The organism is Paraburkholderia diazotrophica, assembly GCF_900108945.1.
In the GTDB taxonomy this organism is placed as follows: Bacteria; Pseudomonadota; Gammaproteobacteria; order Burkholderiales; family Burkholderiaceae; genus Paraburkholderia; species Paraburkholderia diazotrophica.
The window spans coordinates 1-20,764 of sequence record NZ_FNYE01000033.1; the positions used below are offsets into that span (position 1 = coordinate 1).

Below are 20,764 nucleotides of genomic sequence, written 5' to 3' on the forward strand. Positions count from 1 at the left end.
GCCACGCCGTTTCAGGTATCCGGGCCGCAAGCCGGTAGCGGATCGGGCTGCGCTGACAGGCATCCTGTTCGTGCTGAAGACCGGTATCCGCTGGCGCGATTTACCGGCAGAGATGGGATGCGGCTCTGGTGTCAGTTGCTGGCGCAGGCTGCGCGATTGGCAGCAAGCCGGCGTATGGGATCGATTGCACGCAGTGCTGCTGGCGAGGTTGCGAGCGGTGCACAGGATCGACTTTTCGCGCGTGGTCGTCGACTCGTCGTCGATCCGCGCGGTTGGGGCGGGCGAAAAACTGGCCCGAACCCCACCGATCGAGCGCGACCCGGATCCAAGCACCACCTCGCCACCGACGCCCACGGAACGCCAATCGCAGCGATCCTGACTGGCGCAAATCGTAACGACGTCACGCAACTCGTTCCGCTGATTGAGGCCATCGCGCCAGTTGGCGGAATGCGTGGGCGGCCTCTGAGCCGCCCTGGACGCGTCTATGCTGATCGAGGTTACGACCACGATAAATACCGACGCATCCTGCACGAGCGCAACATCCCCACCAGCATTGCGCGGCGCGGCCATCCGCACGGTAGCGGCCTTGGAAAAGTCCGTTGGGTTGTCGAACGTACACATGCCTGGCTGCATCATTTCCGTCGTCTACGTATTCGTTTCGAACGTCGCGCTGACATCCACGAAGCGTTCCTCAAGCTCGGCTGTTGCTTGATCTGCTGGAACACTTTTCAGCGAGCTCAACAGTCTTTATGAAACCGTCTCTTAGCGCGTGCTACCGGGACCAAGTCGGTGATTCGTAGATCTTTGACTGGACGATTTTTACCTCCGCGCATGAGGCATAGGATTGCTGTTGCTGCGGGAGCGATTTTTGCAATGCCAGAATATCATCGGGCGCGACTTACGCCGTAAATATCAATTCGCGCTTTGTCGATGACTTCTGATAGCGAAGTTATGGCGGAAGGCGAAACGGCGGACAGTTCCACTGACGGAGCGATGATGCTGATTATTTTGCTCCGACGAGGAGACGGCAATGAAGGCGACGGCTTTGGGCCTGCGGTTCGCGCCGGCAGTTGTGTTAGCGATCGTTCTTGCGGGATGCGGGGGTGGCGGCGATTCGGCCGGTACCGGTGCTTTGAGAACAAACGCGTTAGCCGCCCCCGCGAGCGCCGCCGCGAACTCTTCCAGAATCGTAAAACTTCAGCGCTACGAGATAGACCCAACGGAGGTTTTCGTCGCCGGTATCTCGTCTGGCGGCTTCGCGGCAGTGCAGATGCATGTTGCCCACTCTTCGACCTTCAAGGGGGCCGCTATTTACGCTGGCGGCGTGTACTGGTGTGCCGGCGCGGGGGGAGCCGCGACAGCTTTAGCAAACTGCGGCGGCTTGACGCTTCCGTCGAATCAGGCATCGTATAACAGCACGCTGACGGCCTCCGAGGCGTACCTGGACGCGCAATCGTCACTCGGCACCATCGACCCGGCGACGAACCTGCGTGGACAGCCGGTCTACCTCTGGTCCGGCACGCAAGACGAGGTCGTCAATCCGCTTGAAGTGGCCGACCTCAACTCGGAATACCGACACTATGGGGCCAATGTTCATTTCGATAATACGTTTCCCGCCGAGCACGGCTGGGAATCGCCTGACGGCGAACTCGCATGCGGCACGCTCGGGAGTCCGTACATGGTGCGCTGCTCGGAAAATGGCGCAGTCTACGATTCAGTAGAGACGTGGCTGACAATGTTCCTCGGCCCGTTGAAACCGCGCAACAATGGAAAGCTCTCGGGTACGTTGTCCTCATTCGATCAGACGGAGTTTGGGGCGTCTTCCAACCTTTCGATGAGCTCGACAGGCAGCATTTTCGTTCCCAAAGCCTGCGCGCAAGGGAACAGATGCGGATTCGTGCTCGCGCTCCACGGCTGTCTGCAGGAGGCATCGCTAATTGGAAACCGCTGGGTCGTCGAGGCCGGTATCAACGAATGGGCCGACACGAACAAACTGGTGGTCGTGTATCCCGACACAATCGCGTCGTCCGCGCCGGGGCCGACCAACCCGAATGCATGCTTCGACTGGTGGGGCTACTCCAATCAATACGACGCGAACTACGCACTCAAGAGCGGCTTGCAGATGTCGGTGCTCTATGCGATGGTGCAGCGCGTGACTGGCCGACCCTAGGCGCGTCCTGACACGGTTTGACGCGGGCGCCGATCGCCGCCGGCAGTGTGGGGCCGTTGAGGGCCGGTCACTGCCTGGACCGGCGGCACGCGACACGCCTCGGAATAGATTCCGTCATCACCTGTACGGCAGCTGTCGTGGTCAAAAGAGACGACCGTTCGAGGGTGCCGTGATTCGCACTGAAGATCAGGAAATCAGATGGATGTGAAGAGCAATGCTCTCGGCAAGAATTGACCAGCCAGCAAGGCTGGAGATGATCCGGGTGTTCGCCGTCATCTGCATCGCGGGCAAAAGGAGCCCCACGTGATCCGCGGCCTTGTCAAGGAACAACGCGTTCGGTATGCCACGTGATCAACTACGTACTATTTGATGTGCTCGTCAGTATGTGCGCCCTAGCGATGGTTTGCGGGCGGCATATTGATTCTTCGTTGCTCACGCCCGATCCCTCGGTTCGACGCAACTAGCATCACGAAGCACAAGATACATGTCGGCTTGCGCCTACTCCGACCCGACTGGAACAGCCGCAGACCGCGAACTCAACCTGCCAGGATGCTCGAGGCTCGGCACCTCGGCAACCAGTCGAACGCGATGGCCATCAGCGCCGATCCGGCGACAAACATCGGCACGACCATAGGCCATGCGCGAAGCCGGTAGTGCGGATCGACAAAGGCCGACGCGGTCTGTCCCGAGCGAAAAGCGGCGCACATCATGATGAAGCCGGACCAGGGACACCGCACGTCTCGCGAGCTGCGGCAGGTCACCCACTGATGCCCGCCTGCCCGCTGGCCTGGTGGATGCCATGTCCCAGGCAAGACACCGCGTGACCCAGCAGAAGCGGCCGTGCGCTGCCGGGCAGCAGCCAGCAGCCAAGCCCCTGGATGATCGCCCCGAAAAGCTTGGCACGGCCCCTGGCGCACCGTCCGTAACAAGCCGTGACGATACAGCAGACACCGGCAACCCATCGTGCTCACCATATAAACGACATGTCCTTATTCGTTGACGTCGTCAAAGCCCAGGGCTTTCGCATTGCCGCGGAGGCGATGGACGTGCCGAACTCGACGCTGTCGCGCCGGATCAGCGGATTGGAGAAGGCGATCGGGCTGCGCCTGCTGCATCGCACGACACGCAGAATTGAGCTGACCGAGGCTGGTCAGATTTAATTCGAGCGCTTCAAGCGCATCGTCGATCAAGCCCGGCTGGCACACGAGCAACTGGCGAAATGCTGGCCCAGCCCGGCGGCGTATTGCGCGCATCGTTCTCAGTGGATTTCGCCGTGACCTACCTGGCTTCCCTGAAGGCCAAAAAAACTGGCAGAACCCGACAATGATTACTGTATATTACGAACCTTTACCTGCAAATTCAGTTACTTACAAGTAGATTTCAGGGCGGGTCAGGCATGAACGTTTTGCATAGCGAATCCTCAACGGGATGGGGCGGCCAGGAGATTCGCACACTAAAAGAGATGGTCGCATTGCGCGAGCGGGGACATACCGTCGAACTGGTCTGCCCGGCAAAAGCGGAAATCGGCCGGCGCGCGGCGGTGGACGGCTTTTCCGTGCATCACACCCCCATGAGAACTGGCGGTGACGTCGCGTCAATAATGACGATACGGTCGCTTGTGCGCCGCCGTGCGTTCGATGTGGTCAACACGCACAGCGGTCACGACACCCTCGTTGCCGGGCTCGCCGCCCGGTCCGCCGGTACCCCGCTTGTGGTCAGGACGCGGCATCTGGCGTTGCCGGTCACGTCGCTGGCGACGTATCGGTGGATCCCGCATCGCGTGATCGCCGTCAGTTCGTACGTGCATCGGTATCTGGTCTCCGCCGGTGTCGATCATGACCGGATCGCAACCATTTATGACGGCGTTCCCGAGCCCGAGCAGGAAATCGAATCGACGTTGCGCAGCGAACTCGGGCTTGGCGCCGACGCGGTGATCGGCTGCATGGTCGCGATGATGCGAGACCAGAAAGGCCACGACGATCTGATTGAAGCGGCGCGACCGCTGTTGACAAGCCGGCCCGAGCTGCATCTGGTCATGGCTGGCGACGGACCGAGCTTTGCGCGAATTCGAAGCCGAATCGAAGCGTTGGGGCTGAGTAGCCGGGTCCATTTGCTCGGTTTGCGTTCGGACGTTCCGAACGTACTGCGCGGCAGCGATTTTTTCGTGCTGCCGACTCATCAGGAAGCGCTCGGGCAGTCTTTCATCGAGGCCATGTCGCGCGGCTTGCCGGTGATCGGCACGCGCGTCGACGGCGTGCCGGAACTGATCGACGATAACGTCAACGGGTTACTGGTTCCTTCGAAAGATCCTGTCTCGCTAAGGGCGGCGATCGTGCGGCTGCTCGACGATCGCGCGCTGCGCACACGGCTTGGGGACCAGGCGCGCAGTATCATCGCGCGCTTTACGATCGAACAGATGGCAGATCAGACGATCGCGTTTTACGGCCGGTGCCTCACCGAACGAAACTACCATCGGAAACTGGCCGAACTGGAGCCGGTGTCATGAAGCGCGTTGCGCGCGCGGTTCCCGTGCTGATGTATCACCACGTCAGTACGTCGCCCGGCATGATCACGGTTACGCCCGAACATTTCGCCGAACAGATTGCATGCATTGCGCAGCTGGGTTACCGGACGCTGAGCGCACGTCAGTTCGCGGACTATCTGGCGGGAGCACCCGTCCCACCCAAGTCGGTCGTCATCACGTTCGACGACGGGTATCTCGACAACTGGGTGCATGCGCATCCAGTTTTGCAGCGGCATGGCTTCAGCGCAATGTGCTTCCTTGTAAGCGCGTGGCCGGGCGAGGGCGCGCCGCGGCCTAACGCGGCAGGTGGCGACATCACCGCGCTGCCGCGCCTGCTTGGTCACGAGGAGGGTGAATCAGCCATCGAGCAAGGCCGGGCCGACGATGTGATCCTGCGCTGGTCCGAAATCGAGGCGATGCGGACCGCCGGTACATTCGAGTTTCACAGTCATACGCACACGCATGCTCGCTGGGATCGGCTGACACAAGATCGTGACGAAAAACGGGAGCGCCTGCGCGACGATCTCGCGAAAGCGCGTGCGACGCTTCGTCAGCGGCTTGGCGACGTGTCGGACCATCTTTGCTGGCCGCAAGGCTATTACGACGACGACTACCGCGAGATCGCGCTCGCCGCGGGATTCAGGCACTTCTATACGTGCGACAGAGGCACCAATCCGGTCCAGCGGCAACCCGTTCCAACGGAAGTCGGGCAATCGATCAGGCGACTCGAAGTGCGGGACAGGCCGGCTAACTGGCTTGCCAGTCGTCTCTGGGTCCATAGCCGTCCCGCAGTCAGCCGAGCTTACCTCGCCATCAAGCGCTGAAAGCCGACGTGCAACCGGTCCGGGTTGCGGCCACCGCAACGACGTTTGTCCGAAGACACACAACCCCGAACGCAAAGTCCTATACATGATGCGGCTTCGCGTCGGCGCGCGAAGAGAAGTATAAAACCCACCGCGTGCCACCTCCAATTAGACTCATTGTTCTGTTGTCGGTATTTCAAAGCACCACCGTCACATCCTAAAGACGCATGTTGCTCAATGAAATGGCTTACGGATACCTGAACCGAACCCCACACGACTGCCGTAACTGCCCGAGCTTTTTCCGTGCAAGCTCCGGCATGCCGTTAGGTGTAGATCCGCTGTCATTTTGGCGAGAACACATCCAGCTTGTTGCTCGCGCTACGGTAGTCGCGTTGCGTATTAACCTGGAGTGCAGAGTTCGCAAGTAAGCGAGGCAATGAATTCGATGCCGCGGCAGCCTGCCATCACCGGCTCACTCCGAAAGGCCAATCGACTCGCCGGCGGGTGTCGCATCGACATGGGCAGGTTTGCGATCCATCGCGGGCCCCCGCAGCGGCTTGTGCAGAACCCAGCCCGAAAAGCGCCGCGCGGCCTTCACGCCCCATGTGTCCACCACTTCGAACAAGAGCGCGCAGAGCACACTGAGCGCGATGGTCAGGATCGCACAGGAAGCGATCAGGATGGGACGATCCAGCCGTTCGTACAACGCAAGGAAGTACCAGGAACCGAAAGAACATATCACCAGTGGATGGATAAGGTAGAGCGAAAACGAAATTTTCCCGACAAACTTCGACGCGCGGCAGGACAACACTTGCTGCAACGGCGCGAACATCATCACCGACACGACGATTGCGACAGCCGTCACCGATCCGACGCTGCTCCACGCGCTGCGCGGCACGAAATGGAAGGCGAGGACGGGCACGAACAGCGCCGCGACAAGAAGGATCGACGCGACAATCTTCGAGGCCGGCCTGGCCAGCATGCGCCGCACGTCGTCACGGCGATGGAGTTCGGCAATGAAGAGGCCAAACAGGAAAGGAATCAGAGTCCGATCGATCAGGCAAACGACGACAAACACGATGCCGTATGGCAGCCATCTTTTCCCCAACTCGCCGAATAAGGCGAGCGTGCAGAAAACCAGAAACGAGCCGAAAAACTCGATCTGCATCGTCCAGAGTACGAAAATGTACGAGTGGACGTGCGAGTAGTCGAAGTAGACATCGAATAGCGAAAACCGGATCAAACTGACAAGAGTAGCGGGCCAGCCATAGAACTCTTTCATCCAGTCGCTGCCAGACGGGCCCGACACGCGTTGGTTGTACATCCAGCCGAGCTTCATCAGGCAATAGGCGATCAGGCAGGCGCTCGCAATCGGCAACGTGAGACGTATATAGCGGCGCAACGCCTGATCGGCAATCATCTCGCCTCGCCGCCTATGTACGTACCCGACCGACAGCACGTAGCCCGACAGGACGAAGAAGACGTAGACGGGAATCAGTCCGTCCGTAAAGAACCGATAGAAGACGATGCCGAGCGACGCGAGCGCGTACTCCGCATAGCCCGCGAGTGCCCCTTTTTCTAGCAGGCGCCGCGCACTATCGGCCGATGGCCCCGTCGAGCGCAGCAGATAGAACGGAAATACATGACAGAACAACACGATCACGGCGGCCCAGCCGCGCAGGCCATCCAGATAGCGCAGACGAAGCGCGTCTTCATCGCCGCACTGTGCCCGCATGTGTGTCCTCCATGGCCGTTGCGACGGCAAAAATTGACTTCGTAGAATCCGCGCGCAAGCCGTCGGAAACCACCCGCTCGCGATGCTTACGTTGCCCATTTTGCGTGAATCGACGCCTCACTTTATGGACGCTTTCGCACGCCGCGCATCAATATCCCGACGCAAGTCGCCGTGGACGGCTGAGGGCACTGTACCCAGTTCAATGCGTTCTTTCCCGCGCGAAGTGGCTACGCAAGGAAAAGCCCGTCGCGACGAATCCTAATCCGGGGATACAACTGGATGCACTGGCATGGCGGCAATCTTTTCGCGCGTCAGGACGCGACGCAAATACGTTCGCATCGGGGCGACAACCTTCTCCTCGAAAGCAATCGCCACACAGGCGATCAACACCAGAAAAACGGGATAAAAGGAAAACCGCAACGGCACTGCACCCGCGATATGGGTGCAAAGATGTAAGCGATCAAGACAGGAAAGAATCGGGAATGGCAGGTCCACGACTTTCTCCATCTTCGAGTACAGGTCGAATAGCGGGTTTTGCAAAGCAAAGGTCGACAGGGACGCATTTCCGAGCCGTCGTAGAAACCGGCGCGATTGCACGGAAGCATCGTGCAGCAAGCATGCAAATACAATCACGACAGTTATCTGAGTGGGCAGCATTGCGCCATTATGGAGGAGAATCCGTATCGAATTCGATCCATTCGCAAACAGGTAACTCGCAATGCAGAAAAGGACTGCCAGAATAGAAAGCAAATAGCCTAAAAGGCGTGCGACAGCGCCTGCGACCGCATCTCGACGCTCGACGAAAACGCCATACGCGAGTATCCCCGCCACAAATTCCGGAAGACGGAGTAACGGATTGGTATGAAACATTCCGATTGCACCGAAGCCATACCACTTCTCCAGAACCGCGACCAGCGCAACAACAAGATAGACCACGCACACCGCGAGCAGCATCGCAGCTTTATTTGACATCCTCATCAGTCGCGGCGCGAATATGGGGAAAACCAGATAAAAGAACATCAGGGTTGAAATCGACCACGCGGGTATGTTGTACGACAGATAGAACGGATTCCATGCCTGCAGCAGGAGGATCTGCATGATCAGGTTCAGAAGGGCTTCATCCGTGCCCCTTGTCTGCGGCGCTGTCGTTTGCAAAAGCGTGGCGATGGGATGAGAACTCAAAAGCGCCAGTGCAACTGTCAATAGCAATGTGAAAACATGTATTGGATAGAGACTGCTGAACCGCTTGATGAAAAATCTGGATGCCGAAACCTTAAACCTCCTTCGCGAATCTTCGCCGATATAAATGTGCGAAAGAATAAATCCGGACAAAACAAAAAAAGTGCTCGTCGCATAGCCGCCGAATCCGAAAACGTCATGCAAACGCAACGAATCGTATTCCTTATACGACGGCAATGTATGAAACAGAACCAGATAGAATGCGAGTAGAGCGCGTAATGCGTCCAGCCCGGGAAACGTCCTGTTCAATTTACTCTCCCCTTTCGGGTCAATATATTTCTTTTGATCGGGATTATTTTTCCTTCACACCACATGCTTGCATTTTTCTAAATGAAATATTCATGATTGAAAGACTCAATCAACGCAGGCACGCTAATATTCTTTGGACGCGGGAGTAGGAGTCTGTACGTTTTCGCACTTTCTTTTCCGCGCCTCGAACGCGCTTGCGAAGCGTTTTCAAATACGCGGTTAAACGCGTTGAAATTTGACTCAGGACGCCAGCGATCGCGCATGGCGCCGCTCGTCGCGTACGCGCTCTTCGGCACCTTGCGTCGTTGCGCTCGGCTCGCTTAAAGGAATCATCCTCGCCGTCGCGCTTGCGCTGTTCCGCTTCATCCGCCTCGTTAGCCGCCCTTCCTGCGAAGCGCGCGGCCGCGTGGACGGGATGAAAAGCTTTCACAGCAGCGCACGTCATCCCGACGCGCGCTGCACGCCAGGACTTTCCCTCTTTCGTTTCAATTCGCCGATCCTGTTTTTCAACGCTCGATACTTCGAGCGAACGGCGCTCGACGTGGTCGCCGGAACAGTGCCGAAGCCACAATGATTCGCGCTCGACGCACTGGCCGTGACGGGCGTCGACGTCACCGGGCGGCACGCGATCGAAGAGTTGCGTGAAGAGTTCGGGCAGCGCAGCGTGTCGCTCGTGCTCACGGGACGCCGTACGCAATGGCTCGATGGCTTAACAGGCACGGGATGGACGACGTGACGGCCGCAAGGTCGTGCTTTCCGACGCTGCCGGCCGCGGTATGGTCGTTTCATGCCGTGCAGCAACGCGATTCGACGAAAGACGCTTCAACTTCGGGCGAGGCGCCGCTCAACCCCGCTTCGCCCGTGCCGGGCCCCGCTCGATCAGATCATTGCGCCGTAGCGCGATGACGGAGTCGCAACCCTGGCGCTGCAGCAATCGATGTACGAAGCGAGACCATGCCGCTGACGAAGCGGCGGCGCCTAAGCTTCCAGATCGCAAAACAAAATCGCCAGCGCACGACACGCTGGCGATCATCCACAACTCAAACCACCACGTTCATCAAGCTCCGCTATCCGCGCTCACGCCCGCGCGAATCGGCTCGACGACAGCATGGCTCTCTTTCGGCAGCGCCCATTCGAGCCAGCGCACGCGATGCAGCACCACGAGGCCGAACGCAATCGCCGCGAGCACGCCGAACGTCGCAAAGCCCATCTGATAGCTGCCCGTGCTTTCCTTCGCAATGCCCATGATGACGGGCAGATAGAAGCCACCGATGCCGCCCGCCGCGCCGATGATGCCCGACATCAAACCCGTCTTGCCCTTCCAGCGCTGCGGCACGAGCTGGAACGTCGCGCCGTTGCCGAGACCGAAGCACACATACGTCGCGATCAGCAGCACGATACCCGCCGACAGCGGCGGCATCCACGCGGCGAACAGGAAGTCGCACAGCGAGATCGCCGCAAGCAGGATCACGAGCGCGCGCACGCCGGAGATGCGATCCGCGACGAGCCCGCCGACAGGCCGCACGAGCGCGCCGATACACGCAAGCAGCGACATGAAGAGACCTGCTTCGAGACGCGGCATCTGATAGAGCGAAATGAGCAGTGTCGTCACATACGACGACATGCCGACAAAGCCGCCGAACGTAATGCTATAGACGAGCATCACGATCCACGTATCGCCCTCGACGAGCACGCTCCGATAATGCTTCGGCAAAACGGCGATCGCGAGCAGCGCGCCGAGCACGGGCAACAGCAGCACGCCCGTCTTGCCCGCGCCGAACACGCCCGAGTGCACGGCGACGACGAGCGCGACGAGACCCGCGAGCGTCACGATGAAGCTGCGCAGCGCCTGCGAGCCGCTGCCCGTCTTCGGCCCGAGGTCCTTGGCCCAGAAGAACAGCGCGACAGCGGCAAGACCCAGCAGCGGCAGCGCGGCGCCTGCGGCCTTCGCCCAGCCGAAGTGATCGGCGAGTGACGGGAACATGAAGCCGTCGAGCACTGCGCCGATGTTGCCCGCCGCCGCGAGGCCCAGCACAAGGCCCTGCACCTTCGGCGGATAGTTGCTGCCCGCCATCGGCAATGCGACCGCGAAGCTCGCGCCGCCGACGCCGAGAAACACGCCGAGAATCAGCAGCAGCGTGTACGACGGCACGCCGGGCATCAGCAGCAGCACGATCGAAGGAAGCGCCGACAGTGCGACGCCCATCAGCGCGACGCGTCTGCCGTCGCAAGCCTGATAGAGATTGCCGAGCGTCACGCGCAGGATCGCCGCGCCGAGCACGGGCACCGCGACGAGAAAGCCCAGTTCGGCGGGCGACATCGCGATGTCCTTGTGAATGAACGGCGCGAGCGGTCCGAACATGACCCACACGGTGAAGCCGGTATCGAAGTACAGGAAGCACGCGAGCAGCGCGCGCCAGTTACCGCTTGCAAGCGAATTCAGCAGGTTTTTCATGGGTCTCTCTCATTGAACGAAAGCGGGGCAGTTGCGTGGTCGTGCAAAGAACAAAAGGTCACGCGCGTTCGGCGATCCGGCTGCGCGCGGAAACTTGTGGAACTGCAATAGGCGAAACGCTGCGCGGCGCATCGCGCGACACGTCGCGTCGCGGCGGGGCGTCGTCGCCATCGCTGTCGACGACGCTGTAGATCAGCGCGTCCATCTCCTTGATGATGTCGGCGAGCACCGTCGTGATGACGGCGAACTCGCGGCCGTACGAGCCCGCGCGTGCCGCCGAAATGCGCGCATTCAACGCGACGATGTTTGCCTGCATCGAAATGCTCGACAGCTGCTCCGCGATGGCCGCCTGACGACGCTGCGCCGCGGCTTCGATGCCGCGCATCTCGTGCTGGTATGCGAGCGTGATGTCCTGCAGCAGTTCGAGCAGCGGCGTCGCCTGCGCGACGAGCGCTTCGACATGCGCTTGCGCCGCATCGTCGCGCGCCTCCACGTGCGCGGCCGTTTGCTCCGTCAGCGCGATGAAGCGTCCCACGCGCTCGTCCGCCTTGCGCGTGCCGAAGTAAAGCTGACGCAACGCATCCGAGAACACGCCGGGCAGATGATCGTTGCCGTTCACGAGCACCGCGTGTGTCGTTGCGAACGTCGCGAGGCATTCGCGCGCGACGACGAGCGCGGCCATGTCGCCATGCGACGCGAGCAACACATGCAGCACGATGCGTTGCGAAAGCATCCGCTGACGGCCCGACAGATTGATCAGTTCACCGATCGTCTGCGCCGATACCTCGATGCGTTGCGTGCTGGTGTGCTCGTTCATCGTGCCGATTGTTTCAAATGAGCGCGCCGGAGGCGCGTGTCAAAAGAGCGCGCGTTTGGGAGCGCGTTCGGAGCGCGTTCCGTTTGCGCCAAGAAAAAAGCGTCCCGAACCGCACGCATGTGCCGTCGACCGATGCGATCGAACGATCCTCGCGTTGCGTTTCGGGACGCCGTTGCCCCTGTGGTCCGCCCGCCATGCGAGCGTCCGCGAATAGTCAGAAATCCTTGAAGCCGCCGTTGGCCCCGCGGCGGATAACGCAATAGGTATGCCATCGGCCTCTTTCAGGCCGTCGCCTCGATGTGAAAACGGGCTTCAAAAAGCGCTGGCGAAGCGTGGGAGCATCGCCCAATCGCTTGCAGGGCAAGGCTTGCGCGCCTTCTTTTATTTTTTTGACGCGCCGCATGTCCGGCCCGCTTCCATCCATGTACGACAAAAGAAAAGCGCCCTATGCAGGGCGCCTGCACGCGCCTCGACGAAGCGCGCGAATGCTGTGCTGTGGTGCAGCGCACCACAGCCGTGCGCGATGCGCTATCGCCGTTCGGACCCCGAGATCACGTCGATCCATACGGCCAGCACGAGAATGCCGCCCTTCACGATCATCTGCCAGTACGAGTCGACGTCGAGCATCGACATGCCGTTGTCGAGGCTCGCCATCACGAGCGCGCCGATCAGCGCGCCATACACGGTGCCGGAGCCGCCGCGCATCGACGTGCCGCCGATGAAGCATGCGGCGATCGCATCGAGTTCGCCCATCGATCCCGCAGAAGGCGACCCCGCCGCAAGACGCGCGGTGTTGATGAGCCCGCCGAACGCGCACATCAGGCCCATCAGCGCGAAGATCGCGAGCTTCACGCGGTTCGTCTTGACGCCCGACAGGCGCGTCGCTTCGAGATTCGAGCCGACGGCATAGATGCGCCGGCCGAACACCGTTTGCGTCGCGATGTACGTGAAGATGCCAAGCAGCGCGAGCAGCAGCAGCACGGGCACGGGAATACCGCCGTAACGGTTGAGCGTCGCGACGAACGCGGCCAGGATGAGCCCCGCCGCGACGATCTTCACGCCGTCCTGCCACAGCGGCGCAACGCTCAGGTTGTAGTGCTGGCGTTTCTGCCGCTGCCGCACCGTCAATGCCGCGAGCAGCACGAACAGCACGACGGCAAGCGTGTCGCCGGCGATACGCGGCAAATAGCCTTGTCCGATGAACACGAAGTTGTCGGAGACGGGCGCGATCGTCGAGCCGCCCGTGATGCCGAGCAGCACGCCGCGATACGCGAGCATGCCGCCCAGTCCGACGATGAACGATGGCACGCGCAGATACGTCGACCACCATCCGTTGAACAATCCGACGGCGATGCCGAGCACCATCACGACGGGCAGCGTCGCCGCGAGCGGCCAGTGATACGTGACGTCGAGAATCGCCGCGACGCCGCCCAGCAGGCCGAGCAGCGAGCCGACGGACAGATCGATCTCGCCCGAGATGATGACGAACACCATTCCGCACGCGAGCATCCCCGTAATCGACATCTGCCGGAGCAGATTCGACAGATTGCGCGGCGTGACGAATGCGCCGTCGGTGAGAAACGAAAAGAAAATCCAGATGACGGCGACGGCCAGCAGCAGCGCGAGCAGCTTGTAACGCGCGAACAGCAGCTTGATGCGCTGCCCCGACGCGAGCGACGCGCCGTGTTTTGCGTGGCTATCGATGGAAGTGAGATCAGGAGTCATGCGACGCTCGCCAGTTGAGTGGGGTCGTTGCGTTGGGGGGCATTGCGTTGAGTGTCGTTGTTTCCGGCGCCGATCGCGGCCGTGAGTATGTGTTCCTGCGTGAGGCCGTCGTTGGCGAAATCGCCGCGCAACTCGCCCTCACCGATCACGAGCACACGATCGCTGACACCGAGTACTTCCGGCAACTCCGACGACACCATGATGATCGACACGCCGCGCTTCGCCAGCGCGAACATCAGCTTGTAGATTTCGTACTTCGCGCCGACATCGACGCCGCGTGTCGGCTCGTCGAGAATCAGCACGGACGGATCGGTGAGCAGCATGCGCGTGAGCACCGCTTTCTGCTGGTTGCCGCCCGAAAGACTTGCGATCGACAGCATCGGATGCGCGGCGCGCACGGAAAGCCGCTTCATTTCCGTGTTGATCGTGTCGAGCTCCGATGCCGTGTCGATGCGTCCGCCCTTCGCGAAGCGTTGCAGCACCGCGAGCGTAATGTTGTGGCCCACGCCCAGTTGCGGCACGATGCCATGACGCTTGCGGTCCTCGGGCACCATCGCAATGCCTGCGGCGATCGCATCGGCGGGCGTGCGAATCTTGAGGTGCCTGCCGTTCATCCACACTTCGGCTTCGCTGATGCCCGCATACGCGCCGAAAATCGCCTGCATCAATTCCGTGCGGCCCGCACCGACCAGTCCCGCGACGCCGAGTATTTCCCCTTTGCGCAACGCAAACGACACGTTGTCGACGCGCTTGCGGTTCGTGTTCGTCACGTCGTAGCACGTGACGTTGCGCGCTTCGAATATCACGTCGCCGATATCGTGCGGCTCGCGTGGAAACAGATTCGTGATCTCGCGCCCCACCATCATCGCGATGATGCGGTCGGTGTCGAGCTGCTTCATCGGCTGCGTGCCGACGTGCTTGCCGTCGCGTATCACGGTGATCGTGTCGCACACGGCTTCCACCTCGTCGAGCTTGTGCGAGATGTACACGCATGCGACGCCGCGCTTCTTCAGGTCGCGCACGATGTCGAGCAGAATCTTCGTTTCGGCTGCCGTCAGCGAAGAAGAGGGTTCGTCGAGAATCAGCAGCCTCGCCTGCTTGTTGAGCGCCTTGGCGATTTCGATCAGTTGCTGATGTCCGCCGCCGTAGTTCATCACCGGCTGCGCGACGTTGATGCCCGTGATGTCCAGTTCGCGCAACAGCGAATCGGCACGCTGATACATCGCCGCGTAATTCATGCGGCCGCCGGGCAGCGTGATTTCGTTGCCGAGAAAAATGTTCTCGGCCACCGACAACTGCGGCACCAGCATCAGTTCCTGGTGAATGATGACGATGCCCGCGCGTTCGGTATCGCGGATGTTCTGCGCGACGAGCGGCTTGCCGTCCCAGACGATTTCGCCCGACCATTCGCCGTGCGGATAGACGCCGGACAGAATCTTCATCAGCGTCGACTTGCCTGCGCCGTTTTCGCCGCACAGTCCGACGCATTCGCCCGGCGCGACGACGAGATCGATGCCGTCGAGCGCCTTCACTCCGGCAAACGACTTGGCGATGCCGCGCATTTCCAGTAGCGCTTGTGCCATGCGTAATGTCCTGGATGGATGAAAGATGCGCGAGCGCCTTCCCGTTTTTGAAAACAGGAAAGCGCCGCGCCCGCGATCAGTTGCCAGCCAGTTGCGCTTGCGTATAGAAGCCGTCCTTGATCACGACATCGACATTGCTCTTCGTGAGCAGCGTCGGTTGCAGCAAAACGGTGTCGACCTGCTTCTTGCCGTTGTCGTACTTCGCGTTGTACGCGGGCTTCTCGCCCTTCGCGAGATCGACGGCGAGCTTGGCGGCTTCGCCTGCGATCAGTTTCAGCGGCTTGTAGACGGTCATCGTCTGCGTGCCGGCGATCATGCGCTTGACGGCTGCAAGGTCGGCATCCTGGCCGGACACGGGCACCTTACCCGCCATCTTCTGCGCGGCGAGCGCCTGGATCGCGCCGCCTGCCGTGCCGTCGTTCGACGCGACGATCGCATCGATCTTGTTGTTGTTCGCGGTCAGCGCATCTTCCGTGATGCGCAGTGCCGTTGCCGCGCTCCATTCAGGCACCCACTGCTGGCCGACGATCTTCACGTCGCCGCGATCGATCGCGGGCTTGAGCACCTTCATTTGCCCTTCGCGCAGCATCTTCGCGTTATTGTCGGTCGGCGCGCCGCCGAGCAGGAAGTAGTTCCCCTTCGGCTGCGCGCTAAAGACGCCCTGCGCCTGCAGTTCGCCCACCTTCTCGTTGTCGAACGAGATATAGGCGTCGACGTCGGCATCGAGAATCAGGCGGTCATACGAGACGACCTTGATGCCTGCCTTGTGCGCTTCCGCAACGACATTGCCGAGCGTCTTCGAGTTGAACGGCACGATCACGATCACGTCGACGCCGCGCGAAATCAGGTTCTCGATCTGCGAAATCTGTCGCGCTTCGCTCGCGTCGGCGGATTGCACGGATACTTTCGCGCCGAGCTTCGTTGCAGCGGCGACGAAATAGTCGCGATCGCGCGACCAGCGCTCGACACGCAGATCGTCGATGCAGAAGCCGATCTCGGGCTTGTCCTTGCTCGCGTGCGCGAGCGGCGCCACCATCGTCAGGCCCGCGGCCATCGCCGCGCAAACGAGAGAACTCAATACGGAACGACGCATTGCAGATTTCATGTCTCACTCCATTTAGGGTTGCGTGCGGTATCGAATGCGAGAACTCGAAAACGCCGTCTTAACCTCAAGGGCGCGCCGCGAATACCTGTTCACGAGCGTCTGTTGTTGTCGAAAGCCGTGCCCCATTTTTATTCGCACGACAGCGTGTGCCGTGCGCGCCGGCGGAGCAATTGCGAAATCTGCCGGCGCTGCTAACGATTTTTCGTGCGAGATTGAAAGCCTGGCTTGAAGGCCTGTTCGAAGTGCTTATTTGGCGTGCGAGTAGATCGCCTGATTGACGATGTTCTCCAGATGCTCCTGCTGTCCGCTGACATGGTGCGGCGCGATGTTCCGCTGCACGGCATCGCTTGCAAGCGACTCGAGCGTATAGCCGCCTGTGAGCACCTTGCGTCCGAACTCGCTGTCCCAGCCCGCGTAGCGCTGCTTCCTGAATGCGTCGAGGCGGTCGTTTTCGACGAGATGCGCGGCGCGCTCCAGCGCGATGGCGATCACATCGATTGCGCCGATATGGCCATGCAGCAGATCTTCGGGATCGATGCTCTGACGGCGCACTTTCGCGTCGAAGTTCATGCCGCCCGTGGTAAAGCCGCCGTTACGCAGGATCTCGTAGAACGCGAGCGTGAGTTCTTCGACACTATTTGGGAACTGGTCCGTATCCCAACCGTTTTGCGGATCGCCGCGATTCGCATCGACACTACCGAAGATGCCCAGCGCAAATGCATTGGCGATTTCATGGTGGAACGAATGGCCCGCAAGCGTCGCATGATTCGCTTCGATGTTCACGCGGATTTCATTCTGCAAACCGAATTGCCTCAGAAAGCCGTGAACGGTGGCGACGTCATAGTCGTATTGATGCTTGGTCGGCTCTTGCGGTTTCGGCTCGATCAGCAGCGCGCCCTTGAAGCCGAGCTTGTGCTTGTGCTCGACGACCATGCTCATGAAGCGGCCCAACTGCTCGCGCTCGCGCTTGAGGTCGGTATTGAGCAGCGTGTCGTAGCCTTCGCGGCCGCCCCACAGCACATAATTCGCGCCGCCGAGCCGATGCGTCGCTTCGAGCGCGTGAAAGACCTGCGTGGCGGCAAACGCGAACACATCGGGATTCGGATTCGTCGCCGCGCCGGCTGCATAGCGCGGATTCGAAAAGAGATTCGCCGTGCCCCACAACAGCCTGACGCCCGTCTCCTGCTGCTTGCGCGCGAGCACGTCCGTCATCGCCTTGAAGTTGTTCACATACGTGGCGATGCTGTCGCCTTCGGGCGCGACGTCCGTGTCATGAAACGTATAGAAGGGCGTCCCCAGCTTCGCAAACAGCTCGAACGCGTGATCGGCTTTCATATGCGCCTTTTCGAGCGCGTCACCCGAACGATGCCACGGACGCTGGAACGTCCCCGCTCCGAAGATATCCGTGCCCGGCCACACGAACGTATGCCAGTAACAGACGGCAAGGCGCAGATGATCTTCGATGCGCTTGCCCAGCACCAGCTTGTTCTTGTCGTAATGGCGGTATGCGAACGGGTTGTCCGTCTGCGGGCCTTCGTAGCGCACAGCGGGCAAATGTTCGAAGTAAGACATGCGCGTCTCCTTGGGTATCGGCCCGACGTTGCATCGGGCCATGCATGATGTGACGCCATGCTGACCCTTGCCGCTTTGCGCGGCAATTGCGAAATTCGCCAGCGCGCTTGGTGATTCTTGCTGGCGCTTAAAATCCATTAGCAGGCAAGGGGAAGTGACGCCTAGAATAAGCAGAACACTTAAATGTCTTTGGCGAGCACCCCCCCGCTGAAGCGGCCGCAAACATAAAAACGCAAATCCGGAGACGACGTGACGATCAACGTGACATTCAACGTAATGAGCGCGCCGCATTGCACCATGCGTCAGGAACTTCGATGACACGACAGCACGCCGCACAACGCACGCACCGGATCGCATTGCTCTTCAATGCGAACAAGGTGTACGACCGCGAGATCATCACGGGGATCGGCAATTACCTGCTGTCGACGCGCGTCGCGTGGGACCTGTTCCTCGAAGAAGATTTCCGCGCGCGGCTGAATGGCATCGAGTGCTTCGAAGGCGATGGCTTTATCGCGGACTTCGACGATCCCGCCGTCTGTGAGGCATTGTCGAATTCGCATTTGCCTGTCGTTGCCGTCGGCGGATCGTATGAGGACGCGTCGAAGTATCCGCCGAATCTGCCGTATATCGCGACCGACAACATGCAACTGATGTCGCTCGCGTACAAGCATCTGATCGGCGCGGGGCTGCAACGCTTCGCGCTCTACAGCCTGCCCGAATCGCCGACGAACCGCTGGGCCCAGGAGCGCGAACTCGCTTTCGATGCGCTGTTGAAAGCGGATGGACTCGAAGGCGACGTGCATCGCGGACTGCCGACGAGCGCGCCCGTCTGGCACCAGGCCAGCGTGCAACTGACGGAGTGGCTGCAAAGCCTGCCGAAGCCCGTCGGCATCATAGCGGTGACGGATGCGCGCGCGCGTCAGGTGTTGCAGGCTTGTCTGATCAGCGGCATACCCGTGCCCGAGCAGGTGGCGATCATCGGCATCGACAACGATCCGCTGACGCGCTCGCTCACGCGCATTCCGTTGTCGTCGGTGATCCAGGGCACGGAGGAAATGGGCCGCACGGCCGCGCATCTGCTGCATCAGATGCTCGGCGGCGCGCGTTTCGCGGGACGCCGCATTCTCGTGCCGCCCGTCGGCATCAACGTGTGCGAATCGACGAAGCATGAGCCGCTCGCAAGCCCCTACGTGATGCGCGCGCGCCACTATATCCGCCAGTACGCGTGCCAGGGCATCAAGACGGAACAGGTGGCCGACTATGTGGGTGTGTCGCGCTCGTCGCTCGAAGATTACTTCCGGCGCGAACTCGGTTGCACCGTGCATCAGGAGATCCTCAAGCACAAGCTCGATGTGGCGAAACAGTTGCTTGCGCAGCAGGACATGTCGAGCGCCGAAGTCGCGATACGCTGTGGCTTCACTTCGTTGCAGTACATGTACGCCGTGTTTCGCCGCGAACTCGACTGCACGCCGCGCGAGTATCAGGAGCGCATGGAGGCCGCGCAGCAGTCGCGCTCAGCGTCATCGTCGCAAATGCCTTAATCTGGTCTCACATTCTGGTTCTACCTTCGCCTCACACTCGGGTCTCAACAAACGACCGACATGAATTTCGCCGACATGCAAAGCACCGACACCTCCACTTCTTCCAGCGTGCAGATCGAGCGCTGGGGCACGTTGCCCGGTCTCGGCGACATTCGTCTGTTCACGCTGCGCAACGCGCACGGGATGCGCGCGACGATCAGCGATTTCGGCGCGACGCTCGTCTCCTGGCATGCGCCCGACCGCGCGGGCCGCGTCGCCGATGTGCTGCTCGGTCACGACACGCCCGCCGACTATCTGGCGAGCCGCTGGTTCTTCGGCTCGACGATCGGCCGCTGGGCGAACCGCATCGCGCATGCGCGCTTTACGCTCGACGGCGTCACGTACCAGCTCGATCGCAACGAAGGGGACAATCTGCTGCACGGCGGCGCAAGCGGCTTTCACAAGGCGCTATGGACGGCGCGCGAAGTGGATGGCGCGCTCGTGTTCTCGCATGAATCGCCGGAAGGCGATGCGGGCTTTCCGGGCGCCGTGACGGCCACCGTGCGCTACGCGCTCGACGACGACGGCGCGCTGACGATCGACTACGATGCGACAGCCGATGCGCCCACGCCCATCAGCCTCACGAATCACGCGTACTTCAATCTGTCCGGCGACGCGCTTGCCGATGCTTCCGACATTCGCGGCCACGTCATCTCGATCGATGCGGACGCATTCTTCGCCATCGACGACGCGATGATCCCGATCGAACGGAAGGACGTCGCGGGCAGCGTGTTCGACTTTCGCACGGGCGCACCCATCGGCGCGCGGCTCGACTGGCCCGATGCGCAACTTGCGCGCGCGAGCGGCTTCGATCACTGCTACGTGCTGCGCGATGCTCCCAACGCATTGCGCACGGCCGCCGTGCTCTACGATCCCGTGAGCGGCCGCGATCTCACCGTATCGACGAACGCACAGGGCATGCAGTTCTACACGGGCAACTTTCTCGCCGGCGTGAAGGGCCGCAACGGCAGGACGTATTGCAAGCACGCCGCGTTGTGCCTCGAAACGGGCGCGTTTCCGAACCAGATCAACATGCCGGACGCGCAAGCCGTCGTGCTGCGGCCCGGCGCACACTACCAGCACACCACCGTCTACCGGCTCGGCGTCCGTTGAGAGCTGAAGCCATCGCACGCGGCTTGCCGTAATCCGTCGAAACATTGACGGTGTTGTAAATCGCGCTCGGCGATTGCGGCATTCACTACGCCGT

At 60.9% G+C, this 20,764-nt stretch carries 15 protein-coding genes and 2 pseudogenes; 8 read left to right on the forward strand and 9 right to left on the reverse strand.

Annotated features, from left to right (window positions below; genetic code table 11):
* Both BMW76_RS30060 and BMW76_RS30065 read left to right on the forward strand, forming a co-directional pair.
* A protein-coding gene (locus tag BMW76_RS30060; RefSeq protein WP_090871853.1) for an IS5 family transposase occupies positions 1–753 on the forward strand; the annotation gives its coding sequence in 2 pieces (ribosomal slippage) (positions 1–284 and positions 284–753; 754 coding nt annotated over the 2 pieces). This gene is flagged as partial in the annotation.
* Positions 754–1,030: 277 nt separating this feature from the next.
* Positions 1,031–2,170, forward strand: a complete 1,140-nt coding sequence (locus BMW76_RS30065; RefSeq protein WP_090871855.1) for an extracellular catalytic domain type 2 short-chain-length polyhydroxyalkanoate depolymerase — start codon at positions 1,031–1,033, stop codon at positions 2,168–2,170.
* A 536-nt stretch (positions 2,171–2,706) separates the two neighbouring features.
* On the opposite strand, the pseudogene BMW76_RS42070 reads toward BMW76_RS30065, so the two are convergent.
* A pseudogene (locus BMW76_RS42070) lies at positions 2,707–3,159 on the reverse strand (MFS transporter); the annotation flags it as partial.
* On the opposite strand from BMW76_RS42070, the pseudogene BMW76_RS30080 reads away from it, so the two are divergent.
* From BMW76_RS30080 to BMW76_RS30090, 3 genes and pseudogenes are all read left to right on the forward strand, one after another.
* A pseudogene (locus tag BMW76_RS30080) lies at positions 3,154–3,482 on the forward strand (LysR family transcriptional regulator); the annotation flags it as partial. The pseudogenes BMW76_RS42070 and BMW76_RS30080 sit on opposite strands and share 6 nt — an antisense overlap.
* Positions 3,483–3,566: 84 nt before the next feature.
* Complete coding sequence (locus BMW76_RS30085; protein WP_090871856.1) at positions 3,567–4,676, forward strand: glycosyltransferase family 4 protein; 1,110 nt, start codon at positions 3,567–3,569, stop codon at positions 4,674–4,676.
* Positions 4,673–5,518, forward strand: coding sequence for a polysaccharide deacetylase family protein (locus BMW76_RS30090; protein WP_090871859.1), 846 nt, complete (start codon positions 4,673–4,675; stop codon positions 5,516–5,518). The genes BMW76_RS30085 and BMW76_RS30090 overlap by 4 nt, the downstream gene beginning before the upstream one ends.
* Before the next feature lie 451 nt (positions 5,519–5,969).
* Here the strand turns inward: BMW76_RS30090 and BMW76_RS30095 are convergent, their stop codons facing one another.
* Positions 5,970–7,232, reverse strand: a complete 1,263-nt coding sequence (locus BMW76_RS30095) for an acyltransferase family protein (RefSeq protein WP_177200535.1) — start codon at positions 7,230–7,232, stop codon at positions 5,970–5,972.
* Between the two features lie 258 nt (positions 7,233–7,490).
* Positions 7,491–8,720, reverse strand: a complete 1,230-nt coding sequence (locus tag BMW76_RS30100; RefSeq protein ID WP_177200536.1) for an acyltransferase family protein — start codon at positions 8,718–8,720, stop codon at positions 7,491–7,493.
* A gap of 595 nt (positions 8,721–9,315) precedes the next feature.
* On the opposite strand from BMW76_RS30100, the gene BMW76_RS41370 reads away from it, so the two are divergent.
* Entirely contained in the window at positions 9,316–9,456 is a 141-nt protein-coding gene (locus tag BMW76_RS41370) for an STAS domain-containing protein (protein WP_177200537.1), read from the forward strand.
* 321 nt (positions 9,457–9,777) lie between these two features.
* On the opposite strand, the gene BMW76_RS30115 is transcribed toward BMW76_RS41370, so the two are convergent.
* The 6 genes from BMW76_RS30115 to xylA form a co-directional block, all read right to left on the reverse strand.
* Positions 9,778–11,175, reverse strand: a complete 1,398-nt coding sequence (locus BMW76_RS30115) for an MFS transporter (protein WP_090871868.1) — start codon at positions 11,173–11,175, stop codon at positions 9,778–9,780.
* A 58-nt stretch (positions 11,176–11,233) separates the two neighbouring features.
* Positions 11,234–11,992 (reverse strand): methyl-accepting chemotaxis protein, encoded by a 759-nt coding sequence (locus tag BMW76_RS30120; protein WP_090871870.1) that lies wholly within the window; start codon positions 11,990–11,992, stop codon positions 11,234–11,236.
* 528 nt (positions 11,993–12,520) lie between these two features.
* Positions 12,521–13,717 carry a sugar ABC transporter permease gene (locus BMW76_RS30125; RefSeq protein WP_090871872.1) on the reverse strand — a complete coding sequence of 399 codons (1,197 nt, stop codon included), beginning with the start codon at positions 13,715–13,717 and terminating at the stop codon, positions 12,521–12,523.
* A complete protein-coding gene (xylG, locus tag BMW76_RS30130; RefSeq protein ID WP_090871874.1) occupies positions 13,714–15,300 on the reverse strand; it encodes a D-xylose ABC transporter ATP-binding protein in 1,587 nt (528 codons plus the stop codon). The genes BMW76_RS30125 and xylG overlap by 4 nt, the downstream gene beginning before the upstream one ends.
* A 76-nt stretch (positions 15,301–15,376) precedes the next feature.
* Positions 15,377–16,405 carry a D-xylose ABC transporter substrate-binding protein gene (gene xylF / locus BMW76_RS30135; RefSeq protein ID WP_090871876.1) on the reverse strand — a complete coding sequence of 343 codons (1,029 nt, stop codon included), beginning with the start codon at positions 16,403–16,405 and terminating at the stop codon, positions 15,377–15,379.
* A gap of 246 nt (positions 16,406–16,651) precedes the next feature.
* Positions 16,652–17,977: a xylose isomerase gene (gene xylA / locus BMW76_RS30140; protein WP_090871983.1), complete on the reverse strand. Its 1,326-nt coding sequence runs from the start codon at positions 17,975–17,977 to the stop codon at positions 16,652–16,654.
* A 314-nt stretch (positions 17,978–18,291) separates the two neighbouring features.
* Here xylA and BMW76_RS30145 point away from each other — a divergent pair, with 314 nt between their 5' ends.
* Together BMW76_RS30145 and BMW76_RS30150 are read left to right on the forward strand one after the other, a co-directional pair.
* Entirely contained in the window at positions 18,292–19,518 is a 1,227-nt protein-coding gene (locus BMW76_RS30145; protein WP_090871878.1) for a XylR family transcriptional regulator, read from the forward strand.
* A gap of 60 nt (positions 19,519–19,578) precedes the next feature.
* Entirely contained in the window at positions 19,579–20,670 is a 1,092-nt protein-coding gene (locus BMW76_RS30150) for an aldose epimerase family protein (protein ID WP_090871880.1), read from the forward strand.
* The last annotated feature ends 94 nt before the right edge of the window (positions 20,671–20,764 follow it).

What these genes read in the sequence shown, in the direction of transcription:
- BMW76_RS30065 (WP_090871855.1), top strand. Translation starts at nt 1,031, where the DNA reads ATGAAGGCGACGGCTTTGGGCCTGCGGTTCGCGCCGGCAGTTGTGTTA.
- BMW76_RS30085 (WP_090871856.1), top strand. Translation starts at nt 3,567, where the DNA reads ATGAACGTTTTGCATAGCGAATCCTCAACGGGATGGGGCGGCCAGGAG.
- BMW76_RS30090 (WP_090871859.1), top strand. Translation starts at nt 4,673, where the DNA reads ATGAAGCGCGTTGCGCGCGCGGTTCCCGTGCTGATGTATCACCACGTC.
- BMW76_RS30095 (WP_177200535.1), bottom strand. Translation starts at nt 7,232, where the DNA reads ATGCGGGCACAGTGCGGCGATGAAGACGCGCTTCGTCTGCGCTATCTG.
- BMW76_RS30115 (WP_090871868.1), bottom strand. Translation starts at nt 11,175, where the DNA reads ATGAAAAACCTGCTGAATTCGCTTGCAAGCGGTAACTGGCGCGCGCTG.
- BMW76_RS30120 (WP_090871870.1), bottom strand. Translation starts at nt 11,992, where the DNA reads ATGAACGAGCACACCAGCACGCAACGCATCGAGGTATCGGCGCAGACG.
- BMW76_RS30125 (WP_090871872.1), bottom strand. Translation starts at nt 13,717, where the DNA reads ATGACTCCTGATCTCACTTCCATCGATAGCCACGCAAAACACGGCGCG.
- xylG (WP_090871874.1), bottom strand. Translation starts at nt 15,300, where the DNA reads ATGGCACAAGCGCTACTGGAAATGCGCGGCATCGCCAAGTCGTTTGCC.
- xylF (WP_090871876.1), bottom strand. Translation starts at nt 16,405, where the DNA reads ATGAAATCTGCAATGCGTCGTTCCGTATTGAGTTCTCTCGTTTGCGCG.
- xylA (WP_090871983.1), bottom strand. Translation starts at nt 17,977, where the DNA reads ATGTCTTACTTCGAACATTTGCCCGCTGTGCGCTACGAAGGCCCGCAG.
- BMW76_RS30145 (WP_090871878.1), top strand. Translation starts at nt 18,292, where the DNA reads ATGACACGACAGCACGCCGCACAACGCACGCACCGGATCGCATTGCTC.
- BMW76_RS30150 (WP_090871880.1), top strand. Translation starts at nt 19,579, where the DNA reads ATGAATTTCGCCGACATGCAAAGCACCGACACCTCCACTTCTTCCAGC.